General features: G+C 44.5%; 21 protein-coding genes and 1 pseudogene. 15 read left to right on the plus strand and 7 right to left on the minus strand.

What is annotated here, in order from left to right; genetic code table 11:
• The first annotated feature begins 63 nt into the window (after positions 1-63).
• Complete coding sequence (gene yfkM, locus NYE49_RS04270) at positions 64-582, plus strand: general stress protein 18 (protein WP_047182280.1); 519 nt, start codon at positions 64-66, stop codon at positions 580-582.
• A 39-nt stretch (positions 583-621) separates the two neighbouring features.
• Here the strand turns inward: yfkM and NYE49_RS04275 are convergent, their stop codons facing one another.
• Together NYE49_RS04275 and NYE49_RS04280 are read right to left on the minus strand one after the other, a co-directional pair.
• Positions 622-1,812, minus strand: coding sequence for an MFS transporter (locus tag NYE49_RS04275; protein WP_003243812.1), 1,191 nt, complete (start codon positions 1,810-1,812; stop codon positions 622-624).
• Between the two features lie 109 nt (positions 1,813-1,921).
• Positions 1,922-2,137: a DUF1128 domain-containing protein gene (locus tag NYE49_RS04280; protein ID WP_032723004.1), complete on the minus strand. Its 216-nt coding sequence runs from the start codon at positions 2,135-2,137 to the stop codon at positions 1,922-1,924.
• Positions 2,138-2,339: 202 nt separating this feature from the next.
• Here NYE49_RS04280 and yfkJ point away from each other — a divergent pair, with 202 nt between their 5' ends.
• Genes yfkJ through NYE49_RS04295 form a run of 3 tightly spaced genes read left to right on the plus strand, consistent with a single transcriptional unit; the run spans position 2,340 to position 3,999 of the window.
• Entirely contained in the window at positions 2,340-2,810 is a 471-nt protein-coding gene (gene yfkJ, locus NYE49_RS04285; protein ID WP_069837366.1) for a protein-tyrosine-phosphatase, read from the plus strand.
• A gap of 17 nt (positions 2,811-2,827) precedes the next feature.
• Positions 2,828-3,148: a hypothetical protein gene (locus NYE49_RS04290; RefSeq protein WP_003233665.1), complete on the plus strand. Its 321-nt coding sequence runs from the start codon at positions 2,828-2,830 to the stop codon at positions 3,146-3,148.
• A gap of 23 nt (positions 3,149-3,171) precedes the next feature.
• A complete protein-coding gene (locus NYE49_RS04295) occupies positions 3,172-3,999 on the plus strand; it encodes a YihY family inner membrane protein (RefSeq protein WP_014479170.1) in 828 nt (275 codons plus the stop codon).
• Positions 4,000-4,197: 198 nt separating this feature from the next.
• On the opposite strand, the gene NYE49_RS04300 is transcribed toward NYE49_RS04295, so the two are convergent.
• On the minus strand, positions 4,198-5,373 hold the full coding sequence (locus tag NYE49_RS04300; protein WP_003233661.1) for an MFS transporter: 1,176 nt from the start codon (positions 5,371-5,373) through the stop codon (positions 4,198-4,200).
• 167 nt (positions 5,374-5,540) lie between these two features.
• On the opposite strand from NYE49_RS04300, the gene cax reads away from it, so the two are divergent.
• Both cax and NYE49_RS04310 read left to right on the plus strand, forming a co-directional pair.
• On the plus strand, positions 5,541-6,596 hold the full coding sequence (cax, locus tag NYE49_RS04305) for a calcium/proton exchanger (RefSeq protein ID WP_003242902.1): 1,056 nt from the start codon (positions 5,541-5,543) through the stop codon (positions 6,594-6,596).
• A 70-nt stretch (positions 6,597-6,666) separates the two neighbouring features.
• A complete protein-coding gene (locus tag NYE49_RS04310; protein ID WP_003233657.1) occupies positions 6,667-7,461 on the plus strand; it encodes a YfkD famly protein in 795 nt (264 codons plus the stop codon).
• A 38-nt stretch (positions 7,462-7,499) separates the two neighbouring features.
• Here NYE49_RS04310 and mscC read toward each other — a convergent pair whose 3' ends face one another.
• Positions 7,500-8,342 (minus strand): mechanosensitive ion channel protein MscC, encoded by an 843-nt coding sequence (mscC, locus tag NYE49_RS04315; protein WP_010886444.1) that lies wholly within the window; start codon positions 8,340-8,342, stop codon positions 7,500-7,502.
• Positions 8,343-9,464 (minus strand): radical SAM/CxCxxxxC motif protein YfkAB, encoded by a 1,122-nt coding sequence (yfkAB, locus tag NYE49_RS04320; protein ID WP_047182283.1) that lies wholly within the window; start codon positions 9,462-9,464, stop codon positions 8,343-8,345.
• Positions 9,465-9,608: 144 nt separating this feature from the next.
• On the opposite strand from yfkAB, the gene NYE49_RS04325 reads away from it, so the two are divergent.
• From NYE49_RS04325 to NYE49_RS04335, 3 genes are all read left to right on the plus strand, one after another.
• Positions 9,609-9,794 carry an SE1561 family protein gene (locus NYE49_RS04325; RefSeq protein WP_003223132.1) on the plus strand — a complete coding sequence of 62 codons (186 nt, stop codon included), beginning with the start codon at positions 9,609-9,611 and terminating at the stop codon, positions 9,792-9,794.
• A 100-nt stretch (positions 9,795-9,894) separates the two neighbouring features.
• Entirely contained in the window at positions 9,895-10,686 is a 792-nt protein-coding gene (pdaA, locus tag NYE49_RS04330) for a delta-lactam-biosynthetic de-N-acetylase (protein ID WP_003244439.1), read from the plus strand.
• A gap of 117 nt (positions 10,687-10,803) precedes the next feature.
• Positions 10,804-11,954 (plus strand): IS3 family transposase gene (locus NYE49_RS04335; protein WP_342410955.1). Its coding sequence is split into 2 segments (ribosomal slippage): positions 10,804-11,077 and positions 11,077-11,954, totalling 1,152 coding nucleotides; the frame shifts between segments, so codons are not numbered across the junction.
• A gap of 58 nt (positions 11,955-12,012) precedes the next feature.
• Here NYE49_RS04335 and NYE49_RS04340 read toward each other — a convergent pair.
• Entirely contained in the window at positions 12,013-12,873 is an 861-nt protein-coding gene (locus tag NYE49_RS04340) for an NAD(P)-dependent oxidoreductase (protein ID WP_047182284.1), read from the minus strand.
• Between the two features lie 98 nt (positions 12,874-12,971).
• Positions 12,972-13,931 (minus strand): magnesium/cobalt transporter CorA, encoded by a 960-nt coding sequence (gene corA / locus NYE49_RS04345; protein WP_029317480.1) that lies wholly within the window; start codon positions 13,929-13,931, stop codon positions 12,972-12,974.
• A gap of 118 nt (positions 13,932-14,049) precedes the next feature.
• Here corA and NYE49_RS04350 point away from each other — a divergent pair, with 118 nt between their 5' ends.
• From NYE49_RS04350 to NYE49_RS04375, 6 genes and pseudogenes are all read left to right on the plus strand, one after another.
• Positions 14,050-14,913 carry a DNA-3-methyladenine glycosylase gene (locus tag NYE49_RS04350; RefSeq protein ID WP_047182285.1) on the plus strand — a complete coding sequence of 288 codons (864 nt, stop codon included), beginning with the start codon at positions 14,050-14,052 and terminating at the stop codon, positions 14,911-14,913.
• Positions 14,914-15,026: 113 nt separating this feature from the next.
• Positions 15,027-16,427 (plus strand): 23S rRNA (uracil(1939)-C(5))-methyltransferase RlmD, encoded by a 1,401-nt coding sequence (gene rlmD, locus NYE49_RS04355; RefSeq protein ID WP_015383110.1) that lies wholly within the window; start codon positions 15,027-15,029, stop codon positions 16,425-16,427.
• A gap of 604 nt (positions 16,428-17,031) precedes the next feature.
• Positions 17,032-17,316: a YfzA family protein gene (locus NYE49_RS04360; RefSeq protein WP_047182286.1), complete on the plus strand. Its 285-nt coding sequence runs from the start codon at positions 17,032-17,034 to the stop codon at positions 17,314-17,316.
• Between the two features lie 747 nt (positions 17,317-18,063).
• Entirely contained in the window at positions 18,064-19,041 is a 978-nt protein-coding gene (locus NYE49_RS04365; RefSeq protein WP_047183545.1) for a tRNA-dihydrouridine synthase, read from the plus strand.
• Between the two features lie 211 nt (positions 19,042-19,252).
• The gene (locus tag NYE49_RS04370) at positions 19,253-19,705 is read left to right on the plus strand and encodes a DUF6884 domain-containing protein (RefSeq protein WP_047182287.1); all 453 of its coding nucleotides are present in this window, start codon (positions 19,253-19,255) and stop codon (positions 19,703-19,705) included.
• 45 nt (positions 19,706-19,750) lie between these two features.
• Positions 19,751-19,957 (plus strand): annotated as a pseudogene (locus tag NYE49_RS04375) (hypothetical protein); the annotation flags it as partial.
• Positions 19,958-20,069 lie beyond the last annotated feature (112 nt).

Raw genomic sequence — 20,069 nt, forward strand, 5'->3', positions numbered from 1 at the left:
TTATTTTAGTGTGGCTGGGGTAGAGTGTTTTATGTAGACATATAAAGCGGGAGGTTATGAATCATGGGGAAAAAAATTGCAGTTGTTTTGACAGATTATTTTGAGGACAGCGAGTACACTGAGCCTGCGAAAGCCTTTAAAGAAGCGGGACATGAACTGACTGTCATTGAAAATGAGAAAGGAAAAACAGTAAAAGGCAAGCAGGGAAATGCTGAAGTGACGGTTGACGCGTCCATTGACGACGTAAACCCTTCAGACTTTGATGCGCTTTTGATTCCCGGAGGATTTTCACCAGACCAGCTTCGCGCTGACGATCGTTTCGTCCAATTTGCAAAAGCGTTTATGACTGACAAAAAGCCGGTATTCGCTATTTGCCATGGCCCGCAGCTTTTAATCAATGCGAAAGCGCTCGATGGCCGAAAAGCGACAGGCTATACGTCCATTCGTGTTGACATGGAAAACGCCGGTGCCGACGTTGTGGACAAGGAAGTGGTTGTTTGCCAGGATCAATTGGTCACTAGCCGGACACCTGACGATATACCGGCATTTAACCGCGAGTCATTGGCATTGCTTGAGAAATAAGAAAAAACGGACGCTCTTGGGCGTCCGTTTTTTTGTTGCTTAGGCTTGAGCACCTGTCAGTTTCTTGTACCTGTAATACAAGAAAGCAGCTGCAGCCGTTCCGATGACCGCAATGCCGAAGTCGAATATGAAAATATGGGCGATGCCCCCCGCTTTTGCGATAAGCCCTGTTGCAATCGGCAGCAGAATCGATGCAAGGCTTGAAGCGGTCGCTACAATTCCGGTAACGGTTCCTTTTCGCTTCCAGAAAAGCTCTGTCATTAACGTAATGGTAATTTGAAACACACCCGCAGTTGAAAAGCCTAAGAAAAAGGCAGTGATGTCCAGCACAACTGGGATATGAACGGTCAGCATAACTGCGAGTGTACATAAAGTAATAATAGGATATAAGAGCGTTATGAAGACAGGTTTGACCCATCTGTTCAGCAAAACGGCTAATAATAAAACAGATGCCAGAGATCCTATACTATAATAGCTCAGCAATTGAACGGATGCTGATTCAGCTAAACCGGCTGCCTTTTGCGCGTAGCTCGGGAGCCAGATTTGAGAAACCGTAAATAAAGCCGTGGATGTAAAACCGATGATAATCAGTGCGGTGCCTTCTTTCTGAAAAACGGGTTCAGACAAGAAAACGGGAGATTCCTGTTGGCCGCTATTCGTTGGTTTCTTATGTTTTTTAGGAAACGAAAGCGTTGATAAATAAATAATATTCAGGAGATAGACCGCTGCCGGCAGATAAAAAGCAAATCCGTAAAACATGCTGTGGTCTGCTAAAAATGTGATCAAAAGCGGCAAAAGTGCGGCCCCGACAGACATAAAGGCTTTGACCAAGACATTCGCCGAACCGGAAGCAGACGGAAAGAGCTCGGTTAGGGCCGGATATGTTCCGGCATCCATCGCTGAATTTGCGACTCCGGCTAATAAGGCGAACACAAACGCCAGCTCATAGCTCGGTGATAAAGGAATACCGACTAAAAAGACGGCCATAATTCCCGCAGAAGCGACAACAAGCGGCTTTCTGCCGATTTTATCTGATAGAACGCCGGAAATGCCGTATGTCAGCAGTTTGCCAAACCCAATAGCGGCAATGACATAACTGATGCCGGTCGGATCGGTATTCCACTGTTTTGTTAATGAAGACATATTGGATGCGAGAATGATGTTGACCATCCCCAGAAAGAAGTAGTTGATATACATTCCGGATGCTGTTTTGATAGATGTCGTTTGCATGCTTGTACTCCTTCAAATCTTATTCGAACACTTTGCTGTTTACTGTTCTAAGGAAAATTGGTTTGGGGAAATGATAAAAAAGACTCGCCGAGTTTCCGGCCAGTCTCCATTATTTACGAAGCGAGGCTAATTCTTGAGCAATCGCCTGCATTTCACTTGGGCTGAATGATTCTTTTCTCATCACCATTCTGTGAAGGTACGTGAGGTCTTCAATCTTCTCATCACTGAAATCCTCCGCTTTGATTACGCCGACGTTCAGCATGTTCAGCTTTTGGGAAATCTCTTCAATCATTTGAGTTAATGTTTCTGTATTTGGGCTGGACAAATGGTTCCATCCTTTCTATGCGCAATATAGGTATGTTTTATTCTAACAGAATTCCATCAGAAAAAAACCCTATTCTAAAAGCAGGCTGTTCATTCCAAAAAAGTGAAGACATCAGTTGAAAAGGAAATGAACATCCTACTAAGATATTGATGAAGGTTTCTTTTTAGAGAAATAGGGGCAAAGAATAGGGAGGTTGGACAACATGATAAGCGTGTTATTTGTTTGTTTAGGAAACATTTGCCGGTCTCCGATGGCGGAAGCGATTTTTCGGGACCTGGCAGCCAAAAAAGGATTAGAGGAGAAAATCAAGGCGGACTCAGCGGGAATCGGCGGCTGGCACATCGGCAATCCGCCGCATGAGGGAACGCAGGAGATATTGCGCAGAGAAGGAATCAGCTTTGATGGCATGCTGGCGCGTCAAGTCAGCGAACAGGATCTGGACGATTTTGATTACATCATTGCAATGGATGCAGAAAATATCGGAAGTCTCAGAAGCATGGCGGGATTTAAAAACACCTCGCATATCAAAAGGCTTTTGGACTATGTTGAAGATTCAGATCTTGCCGACGTTCCCGATCCTTACTACACAGGGAATTTTGAAGAAGTCTGCCAATTAATCAAATCGGGCTGTGAGCATCTGCTTGCGTCTATTCAAAAAGAAAAACAATTGTGAGTGAAAGGAGAATTTGCATGAACAACGAACGTTTAATGCTGAAAGGGATATTTCTCGGAGCTGCGGCAGGCGCGGCGTTATCACTGCTCCATAAGCCGACAAGACAGGCGTGCGGCATGAGATGGCTGACATGCAAGCATAAACTTTCACTGTATAAAAGCAATCCGGAGCTGTTAAAAAACACTGTCATCACAAAAGTGGATGAGGCCAAAAAGCTCGCCCAAACGCTTTCAAAGGAAGTCGACTTTGTGAACCAGCAGGTGAAAGAACTGAAGAAAACAACGCCGCAAGTGATGGAACTCGTGCAAGAAACGAAAGAGCATTTTTCAAAAAAATGATCAAACATGCGAGGTGAGACGACATGAGTTTTTTGAAAGAGCTTTTCAGCAGATATACCCTTCATGAAGGACAAAGTAAATCAGCGGAGCTGGCGTATTTTTTTCTGTTGTCACTGTTTCCGTTTTTGATTTTTATGCTGACGCTCACCGCGTATCTTCCGCTTTCTACCGATGATGTTTTAGGAGTCATAGAACAATATGCTCCCGCCAGTGCGATGTCTCTCGTTGAATCCATTACCCATCAAACCTTAAATAATCGAAATGGCGGTTTGCTGTCATTCGGGATTATCGCCGCATTATGGTCTGCGTCTAATGGAATGAACGCGATCGTCCGGTCGCTGAACCACGCGTATGATGTGGAAGAAAACCGCTCTTTTATCATTGTTCGTCTAACCTCAATTTTTTTGACGATTGCCATGGTATTTACGATTTTAGTGGCTTTGCTTCTGCCGGTATTTGGCCGGGAGATTGGAAGGCTCGCTTCTGACTTTGTCGGCGCGTCGGATCTGTTTTTATCCGTCTGGGCCGCCATTCGCTGGGGTGTCAGCCCGCTTGTGCTTTTGATTGTTTTTTCCGCGCTGTATGTGATTGCGCCGAACAAAAAGCTGTCTCTCCGGTTTGTCATGCCGGGTGCGGTCTTTGCGACCATCGGCTGGATCGTTGTCAGCACATTGTTTTCATTTTACGTCAGCACGTTTGCGAACTATAGCGCCACTTACGGGAGCATCGGGGGAATCATCGTTCTGATGATTTGGTTTTACTTGAGCGGCATTTTAATTATCCTAGGCGGAGAAATCAACGCTCTTTTACATAAACGTAAAAAGCTTCCTGATGAAAATCCCTACCATTAGCGCACCCTATAAACGAACTTCGGTTCAAAAAGAAGTCGGGGGGATATCGTGATGACCAAGCATACGAAAAAAGGCGGAAGCCATAACAAACAAAATTCGAAAAGCAAATCGAGCCATAAAACAAGCGGAAGCGCCAACGGACAAAACGGCTACCATTAGCATAAAAGCCTCCTGACATGATGTCAGGAGGCTTTTTGATTAAGAAGATGAAGAATAGGTTTCAGCCGGTGACCAGCTTTTCGGTTTTCCCAGCACAAGGGCCAGCCACACAGCGCTAAGCGTGAGAGTAATGAAGTAGAACAAGTTTGCGCTTTCAAATGTCTGCATATACCAGCCGCCGGCAACCGGGCCGAGGATGCTGCCGAGACTGAATGTAATGCCGCAAAGCAGGTTTCCTGCCGGCAGGAGATGAGGTGGAAGAAGATCTGTCATATAGCTGATGCCAAGTGTAAAGGTTGATCCGACTGCCATTCCTGCAATAAAAAAGCAGCCGCCGATCACGTAAGGCGAAGGAAATACACCGGCGATGAAAAAGCAAAGAGCCCCAGTCAGTAAAATCACCAGCAGCACATTCCGCCTGCCGTATCTATCGCTGAGGATGCCGAGCGGAAACTGAAAGATAATGCTTCCAATCGCAAATGCGGGAAGGATGATCGCTACTGCGTCTACTGATATCCCCAAACGGAGCGCGTACACCGGAAAGCTTCCGTTCAGCGCCGTTTCCAGAAAGCCATAGCCAAATGTAGGCATAAAGGCAACCCACCCAAACAGCATGGCCTGATAAAATCGCCTGAAACTATTGTCTGATTTGGTTTCATGAGGACTGGTTTCCGGGTATGCATTTTGTAGAAAGAAAACAAAAAGCCACGCAAACAGACTGATGCAGCCGGACACGATAAAAGGAAGCGACGGACTCAGTTTGACAAGCGGCACCATGAACGGGCCTGCGGCAAAGCCAAGGCCAAAGGAAAGCCCGTAAATAGACAGGTTTCTTCCGCGATTTTGTTTTGATGACATGGAGGTCACCCACGTTTGCGTAGAAAAGTGAAGCATGTGGTCGCCGATTCCAATGAACAGGCGAAGCAGGAACCAGACCCAAACTGACTGAAGCCAAATAAATCCGAATAAGCTTAAAATGACAATGCTTCCGCCCATGACGATCAGCGGCTTGAACCCGAGCTTTCTGAGCGGCGCTTCCATAAACGGCGAAGCCAAAAGCACACCGATATACAGCCCGGTCGCGTGCAGGCCGTTGATAGCAGCGGATTCTCCATTTGTTTCAAAAATGATTGAAATGACAGGCAGCAGCATGCCTTGTGAAAACCCGGAAATGGATACGAGCAAGACAAGGATAAAGAAATGAAATCGTGACATCGTGTCAGTTCTCCTTATGTGGAATCTATGTTGATCGTACAATGTTTTCCAAAAGCAGGCAACCTGAAAAAAGCCTATATCACGCTATACATTTGCCCTCGTGTAATCATGAAGGTTTTTGTGAAGAATAAAAATAAAACAAGTCATAAAAAAGGAGCTATTTCACCATGAATCGTATCTTTTTTATTTTAGTGGCGGCCGGTGTTCCGCTTTCTGTGATTGGCAGTTTGATGCATTGGCCTTCCGCGGTTCTATTTGCCGTTTATTGTGTGACGATTATCGCGCTTGCAAGCTATATGGGGAGGGCGACAGAATCACTGTCCATCATTGCAGGACCGCGTATCGGCGGTTTGTTGAATGCCACCTTCGGGAATGCGGTGGAGCTGATTATTTCCCTTTTTGCATTAAAAGAAGGCCTGACAGGAATCGTGCTTGCCTCTTTAACCGGTTCAGTGCTGGGGAACCTGTTGCTGGTAGCGGGACTATCGTTTTTTGTCGGCGGTTTAAAATATAAGCGGCAGGAATTTAATATCCATGATGCCCGCCATAATTCCGGGCTTCTGATTTTTGCCATCATTGTCGCCTTTGTGATTCCGGAGGTATTCTCTGTTGGTATGGGAAACGCCAGCAAGCTCAATTTAAGCATCGGCATCAGCATCATTATGATTCTGTTATATGTGGCGGCGCTGTACTTTAAACTTGTCACGCATCGGGGCGTTTATCAGCCGAATAATGCCGCTCAGACTGAAGAAGAGGAAGAGCCGGAATGGTCAGGGAAGGTTGCGACGATTGTCTTGTTTGCGGCAACAATTGTTGTTGCATACATATCCGAAAACCTGGTCCATACCTTTCACTCGGTGGCTGAACAGTTCGGGTGGAGCGAGCTGTTTATCGGGGTCATCATCGTGGCGATTGTAGGAAATGCGGCGGAGCACGCGTCAGCGATTATTATGGCCTTCAAAAATAAAATGGACATTGCGGTTGAAATTGCAGTCGGCTCTACGCTGCAGATCGCTATGTTTGTCGCACCGGTTCTCGTTATCTGTTCTATCTTTTTTCCGACAAGCATGCCGCTTGTATTTACATTGCCTGAGCTTGTCGCGATGGTATCAGCGGTTCTCTTGATGATCGCGATTTCGAATGACGGGGATTCCAACTGGTTTGAAGGGGCGACACTGCTTGCTGCATATGTCATTATGGCGATCGGCTTTTTCCTTCTTTAACCTGAAAAAATGATGGATAACAACAAAGCGGGATGAAAAGACTAAGGGAAAATGCCATAGAAAGAGTGATATGATGAAAAAGCTATTTCATTCCACACTTATCGTGTTGTTATTCTTTAGTTTTTTCGGCGTTCAGCCCATCCACGCGAAAAAGCAGTTTAAGGTTCCTAATTCTGTCGCAAGCATTTCAAAGGAAAACACGTATCCGAATGCTTCACAGGATCAGCCAATGCTTCAGCCGAGCAAGCTGGCAAAGGAATTGCTCGATCATTCTGAGGTGAAGATTGAAAATCCGCACCTCATCAAAATGCTGAATGAATCCAACATATCCGGCACACCGCTTGCAGTAGGGTACCGGGCGACAATATTTCTCGGGAAATGGGCGCTCGGCTATGAATCAAATGAAACAGTCGCAAACTGGGAATATAAAAAAATCAATACAAACCGTGCGGATAACCGCGGCGGGAAAGAAACGGCTGAAATGCATTATGCCCAGGAACAGCAGTACAGAGTGAAGGGCGGCCTGACAGCTAAAGTTCCAAATGCGGAAGATGTCAAAAGCATGATGATGCAAAAAGCAATGAAGAAAACGAACCTTCCGCTTGCATTTGAGACGGTCATTGGGGCTGGCACAAAACGGGATCAGATTTATAAAGTCGCTCCTAAAAAAATCGGTTATCTACATGCATATGCACCGGCTGTGAATGAAAAAGGAAAAGTGACTTATGGAGAAGTGTACTTAGTGCTGAAAGGGAATAAACGAAAACTCGTCGTGAAAAATGTCACGTCACAGGGAATCGGCGCGTGGATTCCGGTTCAAGATCATGTCACGTTTGGCTTTCAGCTTTCCTCACTGCCAAGATAAATAAAAAACTGATTCCAACTCGGAATCAGTTTTTTTCTTTATTGGGTTCTCTCAATTCGGACCGCTTCCTCAAGCATTTGCACATTGTTTTGGTAGAGCTGGCGAACGAGAACCCGTCTTACTGCAAGGCTGGCACTGAAATAATCATCATCTTTCACCATGCCTTTAACCGTAAATTCGACGCCGCGATTGATTTTATTCAATGCGGTGATGCCGTGGATTTGAAACGGTTCTGTCGGATTGCCGAATTCATCCCGCTTCAATGAATCACGAAGCTCTTCATTCAGCATGTCACATGCCTCTTCCAACACGCTGTACACGCGGTCCGGATCTTCTTTAAAGCTGATAAGAAAGGATTCGGTAATCCGCATAAAATCAATATTATAGTTCTCTATTTGTCTGACCTCGCCGTTGCTGATGGTGAGCAGCTTCCCGCTCCATTCCCGGATTTGCAGCGAGCGGAGGCCGATTTCCTCCACTGTCCCGTTGAACAAGTTGTTGACGGTGACATAATCGCCTTTGTGCAGCTGGCGTTCATATATTAAGAACACACCAGCCAGCACATCTTTGATCAGCGATTGGGCGCCAAAACCGATCACGATACCTGCTACGCCCGCCCCGGCCAATATCTTGCCGAAATCATGCACAAATAAAGAAATAACGTAAAAGATAAAACCAATTGTCGCCGTATACTGGGTGACAGAACGGACAAGGCTTTCAATCGTTTTTTCCTTTTTTTCTTCAATAAAATCCGTCCGTTTAAAAAATAGCTGTACCAGCCGGTTGATGATAAAGACACCGATCCAAAGGATAACGGCAACGAGGAGAATATCGACGATTTTATTTTGAAAAATCTCCGTAAGTGTTTCTTTCATCCGCATCTAACTCCTGGCTTGACGTTTTGTGAAGTCTGTATCCTGATAATAACTGTTTTTAACAAGAACATTCGGTCCGAGGCACCGGACATTCGGGCAGTGGCAACTTAGTTCTTTCGCAAGCTTGGTCTCTCTCCACTTTTCATAGACGGAAGGGAGGCTGTCCGTCTGAATGTTGCCAAGCGGCGGGGTATCACCGAAATCGGTCACGATAATGTTTCCGTCGAAAATGTTCACATTCAGGCGGGACCGGCCGTCAGGGTCATTTCGCACTGTGACGTTTTTCGCCGCGCGAAGCCGGCGAAGCAGCTTTTGGTCGTCTTCGTCCGGACTGCAGGCATAAAACGGCAGCGTTCCGAACAGCATCCACGTATTTTCATCACGAATATCCAGCAAGCGGTGAATGGCCTGTCTCATCTCTTTGAGGCTGAGGGATTCAAGAGCGCTTGCGAAATCGCTTGGATACATTGGGTGGACCTCGTGACGCTGACATTTCATATCTTCTGTGATTTGGCGGTGAATATGCTCAATATGCGGAAGTGTTCGTTTGTTCAGCATCGTTTCCGCAGATACCATTACTCCGGCATCCACGAGCGTGCGGCTGTTTTCGATCATTTTTTCAAAATAGCGCGCGCGCTGTTCGAAGGTCGGTTTTCTGTCCATCATGGCAAAGCCGATTTCAGCAAAATCTTCAACTGTACCCCAGTTATGAGAAATATGTAGCACATCGAGATACGGAATGATCCATTCGTACCGCTCGATGTCGAGGGTCAGATTTGAATTAATTTGTGTCCGCACACCCCGTTCATGGGCATATTTCAATAAAGGAACAACATATTCTTTTACTGATTTCAACGAAAGCATCGGCTCTCCGCCTGTGATGCTGATGGATCTGAGGCGCGGGATTTCCTCCAGCCGTTTTAACAGAAGATCTATTGGCAGAGCATTCGGGTCTTTAGGCTGCAATGTATAGCCTACAGCACAATGCTCGCATCTCATATTGCACAGTGTCGTCGTTGTGAATTCAACGTTTGTCAGCTGCATGTCTCCGTATTGGTCAACATCCATATAGGCTTCCCAAGGGTCAAACTCGGGCGTAATCGGACGCAGCTTCGTGTTTTGTGTCATGACTATCTAACTCCTTTATAAATGGGCATACTAACGCTGCCAACAGTTAATTTTAGACCTGATTTGCCAAGATCGCAAGTAGCGCGGCGATTGAAAAACGGCAAAAAATGAGCTACCATAATAAAAAATGAATGGAGGAACAGAATGGGGAACGCCGTAAACAATAAAGATCAGCAGATTGATTATTTAAAGAACAGACTTGACATGTTTATGAACGTCATCGATTCATTAGACCCTGAAGCAACCGACGTTGAAGATATAGACAGGCTTATCAGCATGCTTGATGACCTGGAAGCCAAATACGAACGTTTTAAAAAAGATTGGGAATAAAACCGCGCGCCCGCCGCGGTTTTTTTATTGGCATAAAGCAACAGTATAAAACAAAGTCTCTATCTGTAAAATAAGAAAAAATGCAGAAGGAGCGCTGGCCATGAAGTGGATGTGTTCAATATGCTGCGCCGCCGTATTGCTTGCCGGAGGTGCAGCACAGGCGGAAGCGGTGCCGAATGAGCCGATTAATTGGGGCTTTAAACGAAGTGTCAATCATCAGCCGCCAGATGCCGGGAAGCAGCTGAACAGTTTAATTGAAAAATATGACGCGTTTTATTTAGGGAATACAAAGGAAAAAACGATTTACTTAACGTTTGATAACGGATATGAAAATGGCTATACGCCAAAAGTGCTTGATGTCTTAAAAAAACATCGCGTAACAGGAACGTTTTTTGTCACCGGGCATTTCGTAAAGGACCAGCCTCAGCTGATCAAACGAATGTCAGATGAGGGCCATATTATCGGCAACCATTCCTTTCACCATCCGGATTTAACGACAAAAACAGCTGATCAGATTCAGGATGAACTTGATTCAGTCAACGAAGAGGTTTATAAAATTACGGGAAAGCAGGACAATCTGTACTTGCGTCCGCCGCGCGGCGTGTTCAGTGAGTATGTACTGAAAGAAACGAAACGCCTCGGCTATCAAACCGTTTTCTGGTCGGTCGCTTTTGTTGATTGGAAAATCAACAACCAAAAGGGAAAGAAATATGCCTACGATCATATGATCAAACAGGCGCACCCGGGAGCCATTTACCTGCTTCACACCGTATCGAGGGACAATGCTGAAGCGCTGGATGACGCGATTACAGATCTGAAAAAACAGGGCTACACATTTAAAAGCATTGATGATCTGATGTTTGAGAAAGAAATGAGGCTGCCGTCTTTGTAAAAAAGAAAAACCTCTCCTTAAACGGGACTGACCCCATAAGATGAGACAAATAAAAACACCTTCAAGTTTGAAAACGGATGATTGTTATCCGAAATTAGACTTGGAGGTGTTTTTTCTATGGGGACAAGAGTGAGTTATCCGGTTGAAGTTAAACAGAAGGCTGTAGAAATGAGATTGGCAGGCGTGCCTATGAAAGAGATCATGCAGAAATTGAATATTAAGAATAAGACACAGGTTCAGACATGGGTTAGATGGCATAAGGCTGGGGATACACATCGATTCGAACAGCCTGTTGGAAAGCAATACACTTACGGAAAAGGTCCGGAGTATTCTTCCGAATTAGAGAAACTGCAGGCAGAGAATCGTTATCTGAGACAACAGAATGAAGTTTTAAAAAAGTACAACGAATTGGAAAGGAAGTTGATAGCGAAACGTCAGTCGAACTTGTAGAAGTATTGCACAGCACAATGACCGTGCAGGATATCTGTGTTCATTTAGGTATCTCACGTGCGTCTTATTATCGTTGGAAGAAGAATCTGACGAAAGATCATCCCAAGCGCCATTTGGAAAAACAAATCGGCACGTTGTGCCGAGAGCACAAGTATCGATATGGATATCGGAAAATCACAGCCATATTAAAAAAGGGAATGTGTATCAACCATAAAACGGTTCAACGTATTATGCAGGAAAATCAGTGGCAGTGCCGAGTTAAGGTGAAAAAGCGTAAGAAGAATGGGCAGCCATATGCCGTAGTCGATAATATATTGGATCGGAACTTTCAGTCTGATCGCCCTCTTGAAAAACTAGTAACGGACATCACTTATTTGCCTTATGGACAGAAACAATTGTACCTTTCCAGTATATTGGATTTATACAATGGAGAAGTGATTGCTTTTACGATTGGAGATAAACAGGACACAGATTTTGTTCTAAATACACTTGATCAGCTGCCAACACTTCCCGAGAACTGCGTGTTATATAGTGACCAAGGATCTGTGTATACATCTTACGAGTATCAGAAAGCTGTTAAAACAAAAGGCATTACCATGAGCATGTCCCGCAAAGGGACGCCCGCTGATAATGCCACCATCGAATCGTTTCATTCCTCATTAAAGTCTGAAACGTTCTATCTGAACAGCATTGATCGTACTACGACCGCCATCGTAGAACGCACTGTCACAGAATACATTCATTATTATAACAATATTCGTATTCAAACGAAACTAAACAACCAATCACCGATAAACTATCGGCAATTGGCTGTTTAAAAGGTGTTTTGATCCCTGTCTCAAAAACGGGGGTCAGTCCCAACGGAGAGGCTTTTCTTTATTTTATACATTTAATCAGTGCGGCCCAGTCCAGATCCCCGAAGCCTTTCTCAATCCCGCTTTCAAAATGGCTCTTGGCCAGCTCGGCAAGAGGAAGATTAGCAGAAACCCGTTTTGCGGCGGCGAGTGCCAGGTTGGTATCCTTCAGCCCTAAAGACATTTTGAAGCCGGCCGGCTCAAATTTCTGCTCGGCCATAATGGTTCCGTAATTTTGATAGACTGGAGAACCAAAGAGCGCGCTGGCGATTTCTAAAAATTGTTTTTGTTCTAAGCCGTATTTCTCCATCATTAAAAAGGATTCAGATAACGCCTCCAGCATGGACACAAGCAAGAAATTGATGCTGATTTTGGCTGCATTTGCCGTCTTGCTTTCTTCGCCGACATCAAATACCTGCTGGCTCAGGCTGTCGAGCAGAGGCTTGGCAGCTTGCTTTGCTTCTGCCGGTCCGGCTGTTATGATACGGAGCGCGGCTTTGGCTGCGGCATCCGGTCTGCCAAGAACAGGAGCGGCGAGAAAAAAATGTCCTTTCTCTGCATGAGCTGCTGCGAGCTTTTCTGAAAACTCAACACTGATTGTGCTCATCGAGATGTGAATGCCGTTCTCTGCTAATCCTTCAAGCAGCCCGTCTTCTCCGAATGTCACGGCGCTGACAGAATCATCATCTGCAAGCATTGTGATGACAATATCAGCGGACTTTGCCGCCAGCCGCGGCGTGTCAGCTGCCTGTGCGCCTTCTGTGACAAGGTCTTCCGTCTTTTGCTTCGTCCGGTTATAGACAGTCAATTCGTAGCCTGCTTGAAGAACATTTCGGGCAATGGGCTGTCCCATATTGCCGAGTCCGATGACAGCAATTTTCAATCTGATCACTCCCTGAATATTTTTTCCATTATAAACAATATGAACAGAATATGCATAGCGATCGGCTTACAACAAAAAAGAACAGCTGCTCGCTGTCCTCATTTAAAAATATTGAACCATCCTTTATGTACAAACCAAATCAGCATTCCAATCACAAGCGCGGCCATCAGGCCAAGTACAGCGAAATATCCGTATTTCCAATGCAGCTCCGGCATAAAGTCGAAGTTCATACCGTATACACCGGCAATAAAGGTGAGCGGGATGAAAATGGTTGATACGATCGTCAGTGTCATCATAATCGCATTCATCCGGTTTGAGTTTAGCGTCACGTAGCTGTCACGCAAGTCGGACGTCATGTCACGGTTGGATTCCACAATTTCAGACAACTTTAACAAATGATCATATATGTCGCTGAAATAGGCTTTCGTTTCCCGCTGCTCTTTCACATGGTCAAGGCTTAAAATCCGGTAGAGCAAATCACGCATCGGGATAATTGTCCGTCTCAAATGCAATAGGTCTGTTCTGAGATCAAACACCTCGTTCATCAGCGTCCCATACGTTTTGTGGGGACGGCTTTCTTCAATTTCATTCAGCCGGTCTTCAATTTTATACACGAGAGGAAAATATTCATCAACAAGCTGATCCATGATCATATAAGAAATATGCCCGGGCCCTTTTTTCAATATGTCCGGTGAAGCATACAAACGCTCCCGGACTTTAGCGATACCGGGCGTTTCGTGTAAATGAAAGGTGACGACAAATTTTTCGCCTTGAAAGATATCGACTTCCTCCATCTCAAGTGTTTCCTTATTCAGCGCATGAATCACGTAAAAACGATAGCCGTCATAATGGTCAAGCTTGGGCCGCTGCATATGCTGGAAGCAATCCTCAATGGCAAGCGGGTGAAAATGAAAAAAATCTCTCAATAACGCCGTTTCCGTATCCTCCGGGCCGTAAAAATCAACCCAGTACCATGCAATATCAGGCTGTTCCACTCGTTCGATCGGTATATTTTTCAGCAGCTGATGCTCTGTTGTGATTGCGGTAATGTTGATCATAAACAACCCTCCACCTGCCATTATATCATGCGGTCTTTATGAGAAAAGTATACGGTACTCTCTGCCTAATTCCAGCGGCATGTTATACTGAACAAAAACGGAAAAAAGGGTGGATCTCATGTGGAAGGAAAAAGTATCTGTCACGCCTCCGTATCATTTTGACCGCGTGCTGGACAGGCTGTCTTTAGACCCCCTCAATGCTGTTGATCGAGAGGCGAGGGAAGTCCGTGTGCCAATCAGAAATCAAGCGGGGACTGTATGTATTGTAAAGGTACAGGCGTTAGGCCATGCGGGCGAGCCTGAGTTCCTCGTCAGCGGGGAAACGGATCAGGGAGAAATGATGAAGGAAATCAAGCGGATTTTTCAATGGGAAAATCATTTGCAGCACGTTCTGGATCACTTTTCAAAAACGAGCCTGTCCGCCATTTTTGAAGAGCATGCCGGGACGCCGCTTGTTCTGGACTATAGCGTGTACAACTGCATGATGAAATGCATTATCCACCAGCAGCTTAATCTATCCTTCGCTTACACGCTAACAGAACGATTTGTTCATGCGTTTGGCGAGCAGAAGGATGGCGTGTGGTGCTATCCAAAGCCGGAAACGATTGCGGAACTCGATTATCAGGATCTGCGTGATCTGCAATTCAGCATGAGAAAAGCGGAATACACCATTGATACATCAAGGATGATCGCAGAAGGCACACTCAGCTTGTCAGAGCTGCCGCATATGGCGGATGAAGACATTATGAAGAAACTGATCAAAATCAGGGGTATCGGCCCGTGGACCGTGCAAAACGTCCTCATGTTCGGACTTGGCCGTCCCAATTTATTCCCGCTTGCCGATATCGGCCTCCAGAATGCCATCAAACGCCATTTTCAGCTGAACGATAAGCCGGCAAAGGATGTCATGCTGGCGATGAGCAAGGAGTGGGAGCCTTATTTAAGCTATGCGTCTTTGTATTTGTGGAGGAGTATAGAATAATTCGTCTGACAATGAAGGAAATCCTGCAAACGTGTTATACTAGAAAGATGTGAAAAAACCATTTCACTTTCTGCCTTCTGCAGAAAGCTTCATATAGAAACGGAGAGAACAACGTGAACCAACAAAAGAAACAGGCGCCCGTCGAACTGAAGGTCGGACAAACCTTTCCGCTGACGATTAAGCGTCTCGGCATTAACGGAGAAGGTGTCGGCTATTTTAAGAAAAAAGTCGTCTTCGTGCCCGGCGCGCTTCCTGGCGAAGAAGTTGTTGTGCAGGCCACAAAGGTCCAGCCGAAGTTTTCGGAGGGCCGCATTAAGAAAATCCGCAAGGCATCTGAGCACCGAGTGGCACCGCCTTGCCCTGTTTATGAACAATGCGGCGGCTGTCAGCTTCAGCACCTTGCATACAGCCAGCAGCTTCGGGAAAAACGCGATATCGTCATTCAGTCTCTTGAACGCCATACGAAGTTTAAAGTTGAAAACATGGAAATCAAAGAAACGATTGGCATGGACAACCCATGGAATTACCGCAATAAAAGCCAATTCCAGATCGGGCGCTCGCAAAGCGGCAGCATCATCGCCGGCTTATACGGCCTTGATTCTCATGACATCGTGCCGATTAAAGACTGTATCGTTCAGCATCCGGCAACGAACAAAACAACAGGCATCGTCCGCCGCATATTAGAGGACTTCGATGTGTCTGTTTATAATGAAAGAAAACGAAAAGGCGACGTTCGCACGATCGTGACGAGAGTCGGCTTTGAAACAGGTGAAGTGCAGGTCGTGCTTGTAACCGCAAAAGAAACGCTTCCGCACAAGGAAGAAATCGTCAAAGCGATTCAAAAGCGATTGCCAGAGGTCACATCCATTATTCAGAATGTAAACGGGGCGAAAACTTCAGTGATTTTTGGTGAGAAAACAAAACAGCTCGCCGGAAAAACAGTAATTCAAGAAGTGCTCGGCGACGTATCTTTTGAATTGAGCGCCCGCGCTTTCTTCCAGCTCAATCCGGAACAGACCGTCAAGCTGTATGATGAAGTGAAAAAAGCGGCGCAGCTGACCGGAAAAGAAAAAGTCGTTGATGCGTATTGCGGCGTCGGCACGATCGGCATGTGGGTGGCGGACGGAGCGAAGGAAGTCCGCGGCATGGACGTCATCAAGGAATCAATTGACGATGCCAAGAAAAACGCCAAAAAACACGGCATGGCAAATGCCACATACGTAACAGGAACAGCCGAGCACTGGCTCCCGAAATGGACGAAAGAAGGCTTCCGCCCGGACGTCGTCATCGTAGACCCGCCAAGAACGGGCTGTGACAGCACGTTCCTGGACACGATCAAAAAAGTCAAACCGAAACGCTTCGTCTACGTTTCCTGCAATCCATCCACGCTTGCGAAGGATTTGCAGACGCTGTCGAAGGACTATCGCGTGGACTATATTCAGCCTGTCGATATGTTTCCGCAGACGGCGCATGTTGAAGCAGTGGCGAGACTTGTATTGAAATCGTCTAACTAAAATAAGAAATACCTAATCAGACCTGGATTTCGGTAAAATAAACAATTCCGATTTCCGGGTCTTTTTCATGTGCAGCCCTTGTCCTGACTGTCTTTTCCCAATTTTATCTTCCTTCTATTCGCGGAGATCTTTATTTTAACTAGCGAAAAGAGTTGAAAAAACGTGTTGAAAAGCGGGTGAAAAACAGCGTTATTTAACCGGAAAAATTTCCTTCCAGTATGATTAAAATACATGAGTAGAATGATGTAAAATCATAGATATTTTTTCATAATTTGTAAAATTATATATTGACTTGCAGTTATGACGTGTGAAATATTGATTATAGGAATATAAGGAAAGGTATGGCGTATATCATTTCAAGAGTCATTCGATTTAAAAAGTTGAAACATTGTAATAAACGAAAGAGGTGAAAATGATGGCCAACCCCATTTTAAAATGAATAACGTATGAGCACTACAACAAATAAATAATAGTGCCGAGACGATAACAACTATTACAGTAATACCTACAATGGTTATATCCTTGCGACAATCATGCTTCATAATATAAATTTTAGATTGACACTTGGCTAAAAAGTATTGCAGAGAAGGAAATGGATAACTAAATGGATAAAGTATATAAAAAACGACCGTTATATAAAAGAAGTTGGTTTCAAACATTTTTGGCATTTTTAGTATCTCAGCTTTATTTTAATTTTGTAGAATTAACGGGATGGGGTCCTAATTATAGAGAAATGAATGGGTTCCCAGCAAACATAGTTGAACTGGATTTCTATCAAACATATCTTTCATTCTATGATAATCCATGGTTTAATATTATTACTGTTTTCTTGGGAGTTTTCACTATTATACAAATAATTACAGGTATAACAAAGGATATTCGAAATTAAAGCAATAACTTCTGATGACTTATTAATGATGAAAGAAAATGAACGCTTTCTTAATTATCTTATGAGTGAAGACTGCGACACTTAGTCAGCAGTCTATTTTATTGGTTCTGGATCAGGATTACCGAATTATAACCCTATACAAATATATAGTAGGTTGCCACTTGCTGCGTTGGTTATTTTCTAAATCATGAGCAAATCCCAAATGATTCAGATTGAAGTTCTTGAATTCTTTTAAATAAGGGTTTATTTTCTCTTCTCATCCTCTGTACTCCATGTGATTCACAAGTGGTAGCAGCTTAAGTAGTTTTTTTCATTCTCTCGAGTACTCAGTTATACCACCCCCAACTCAATTTGCTTAATCAAAGTTTATCTCTTGAAATTAGTTTTTCCGCAAATATGATATAGAGATACGGATATGGTGTAGTGTTAAATATCTTATCTTCAATAACAGGGCAATTATTTTGCGTTGGTAATATGGAGAACTCATATGATATTCTATTTAGGTTGGAATTCTTTTTATCCAAAAAGTTCAAAAGTAAGGCCACTGAGAAAGACGAAGGTCAGCGCCAGTGTTAACCACAATATATGGTGTAGATAATCATCCCACGTGAAATGTTCAAAATTTACTATAGATTGATAAGAAATGCTTTCGCATGCGATAAGTGTAAAAAGAAAGCATGGTCAGTTTTTTAATATTGGAGATACAGGTATAGCCGTACCCCCTAATGAAAGGATTTGATTTTTGTTATGACAGAAAATTTCTGGCGTGAACTACCACGGCCATTTTTTGTACTGGCACCAATGGAAGATGTGACAGATGTTGTTTTCCGGCATGTAGTAAGTGAAGCAGGCAGACCGGATGTGTTTTTTACAGAGTTCACAAACTCAGAGAGCTATTGCCACCCGGATGGGAAAGATAGCGTGCGCGGCCGTTTGACTTTTACAGAGGATGAACAGCCAATGGTGGCCCATATATGGGGAGATAAGCCTGAAAACTTTCGTAAAATGAGTATTGGCATGGCAGAGTTAGGATTTAAAGGGCTAGATATCAATATGGGCTGTCCTGTGCCTAATGTGACACAGAACGGTAAGGGAAGCGGTCTTATCCGCCGGCCGGAAGTTGCAGCAGAATTAATACAAGCTGCAAAAGCAGGGGGATTGCCCGTAAGCGTAAAAACAAGACTTGGTTTCACGGATGTAGACGAATGGCGCGAGTGGCTGACACACATTTTGAAACAGGATATTGCCAATCTTTCTATTCATCTGCGTACAAGAGCAGAAATGAGCAAAGTAGATGCGCATTGGGAGCTCATCCCAGAGATTAAGAAACTTCGTGATGAGGTGGCACCAGATACACTTTTGACGATCAATGGTGATATCCCTGACCGCCAAACTGGCTTAAAACTTGCTGAACAATACGGTGTTGATGGAATTATGATTGGGCGTGGTATTTTTACAAATCCATTTGCCTTTGAAAAGGAGCCGAAAGAGCATAACAGCAAGGAATTGCTTGATCTCTTAAGGCTGCATCTGGATCTTCATGATAAATATTCAGCATTAGAAGCCCGTCCGTACAAGCCTCTTCCTCGCTTTTTCAAAATTTATCTCCGCGGGTTCCGAGGGGCAAGTGAATTAAGAAATCAATGCATGAACACAAAGTCAACAGATGAAGTGCGTGCATTGCTCGACGACTTTGAGAGAAAGTATCTTGATGGGATAGAGTAACAGCAGTGCTTGATTCAAAAAAGGCTAACAAAATAAAGGGATTTTTACACCATTCTTGACTAAAATAAACCTGGATTTTCGGTAAAATAAACAATTCCGATTTCCGGGTCTTTTTTGTACGCAGCTTTTACTCAGCCTGTCTTTTCTCTAATTTATTGTCAGAAAATAATGGTATATTTAGTAGAGATATCTTATAAAGGGGGAGAGAAAAATGAAACGGCTATGCATCATCCCCTGCGGCAAGAAAAAATTCTGGGACGTCCAGCCTGATGCCGGGCCGGTAAGAGCAGAGTACGCTTATCTCAGCCCGTTTCATCAGGCGTGCGAGCGGTATGCGAAAGCATTTTTCGATGAGTGGGTGATTTTGTCGGCGAAGCATGGCTTTCTTCGCCCTGATGATCTCGTTTCGGGAAATTACGATGTCACTTTTGGCACCGGTCATCCGGAAATCATGACAGCGGACGAGCTGCGCCGCCAATTTCACGAAAAAGGCTTTTCTGATATCGAAGAGCTAGTCATGCTTGGCGGAAAAAAATATCGAAGCGTTCTAAACGCCGTCATCGGAGAGCACCAGCATATCAGCTGGCCGCTATCATCATACAAAGGCATAGGCTACATGCTCCAAGCGCTGAACCGGGCTGTAGAAGAAAAGCATGAACTGTAGCACGTACATATGTGGAAAAGAGTGGGAACATGAAAAAACTTGTGTGCCAGCGGGTTATCAAAAACAGATGCCGCAAAGATGGCGGAAACGGTCAGAAAAACGCTTAATGAAAAGGGATATACATACTCAAACGGCACGATAGACTGTATGCAGAAGGACGGGAACGGCGGTATTGGATATGTCAAATATTCAATTGATTTTCTTTCAAAAGCAGCTATTCAGTCAAACGATGCAGAGGAACTAGGAAGTTAAAAAGATTTCCAAGGAAATAAATACGTCGATCATTGTCAAAGGCCGGGTGATATCCGGTCTTTTTTTGCATGCTGTAAAACGAGACAAATGAATCAGTTTGAGACAAAACGAG

It is taken from the genome of Bacillus sp. FSL L8-0358, from assembly GCF_038593095.1.
Taxonomy (GTDB): Bacteria; Bacillota; Bacilli; order Bacillales; family Bacillaceae; genus Bacillus; species Bacillus subtilis.